2 protein-coding genes are annotated in these 986 nt (G+C 60.4%); both read left to right on the top strand.

Annotated elements, in window-relative coordinates; all coding sequences use genetic code 11:
- Nucleotides 1–548 (top strand): helix-turn-helix domain-containing protein (locus tag JJL52_RS21100; protein WP_202054493.1); only part of this gene is annotated, 548 nt, incomplete at its 5' end.
- A gap of 1 nt (nt 549) precedes the next feature.
- Nucleotides 550–986 (top strand): helix-turn-helix domain-containing protein (locus JJL52_RS21105; RefSeq protein WP_202054494.1); only part of this gene is annotated, 437 nt, incomplete at its 3' end.

Genomic DNA, 986 nt, shown 5'->3' on the forward strand with positions numbered 1-986 from the left:
TCGATAAGGACGAAATCGCGGTTATCCAGCTTGTCGGCGGTCGGCTGACCGAAGCGCGGGAACTGTGCAAACTCCCGCGGCATGTGGCCGCCGACCGGCTGGGCATTTCGGATTCTTATCTGGCGCGGATAGAAAGCGGCGTCGACGTCGAGGCGGTCCCGTTGAAACTGATCCGGCTGGCTTCGCGGGTCTATGACGTGAGCGTCGATTATCTGTTCGGGTTCAGCGACGACTGGGAAATCGACCCGAAGACCCGGCAGGATCGGGAGTTCGGCGCCTACCTTCATCGGACGCAAACCCAATGGTTCAGCCGCTGGGCCGTCCAGCAGCTGCACCTCGAACGCCAGGTGGAAGCGCTGGCCGCGGCCGTCGGCGGGCTGCCGGCCGAGATCGAAGCCATCCATGAAGCACTGGCCGCTTTCAAGGAAATGAATCCGGATTTCGACCGTTTGCCGGCCGGGTCGCAGCTGCAATATCGGATCCGGAAAGCCTACGCGAGCGCCCAAGCAGCGCGCCGCGTACTGAGCCGCAATCGAGTGACGGGATAGTATGCAGATTCAGCAATCGAAAACCGCGAAGCAGGCGGAGATCGTCAAAACGTTTGGCGCGCGGATGGTACAGGCGCGCGAGTTATGCGGGTTCTCTCAGAAAAAGGCGGCGAAGCTGCTCGGGTATGGCAATTCGTCCAAGCTGGCCAAGATCGAAGGGGCCACGGATACCAACAGCGTGCCGTTGTGGCTGATCCCGAAGGCGGCCGAGGTTTACGAAGTTTCGATCGATTACCTGTTCGGCGTTTCGGAATGCTGGCAGCGCGAGCCGATAGCCGCGCAGGAACAGCACGTCGAAAAGTGGCTGGAAATCCACTGGAAACAGGTGCAGGCGGTGCAAGACCAGGCGTTTAAGGCCCTGCATGCCAAACTGGCCGAATTATCTGAGTCGGTTGACCGGACGTTGCGCCGCTCGAAAGAGAATCTGCAGCAGATCGA

It is taken from the genome of Candidatus Methylomicrobium oryzae (genome assembly GCF_016745425.1).
Lineage (GTDB): Bacteria > Pseudomonadota > Gammaproteobacteria > Methylococcales > Methylomonadaceae > Methylomicrobium > Methylomicrobium oryzae.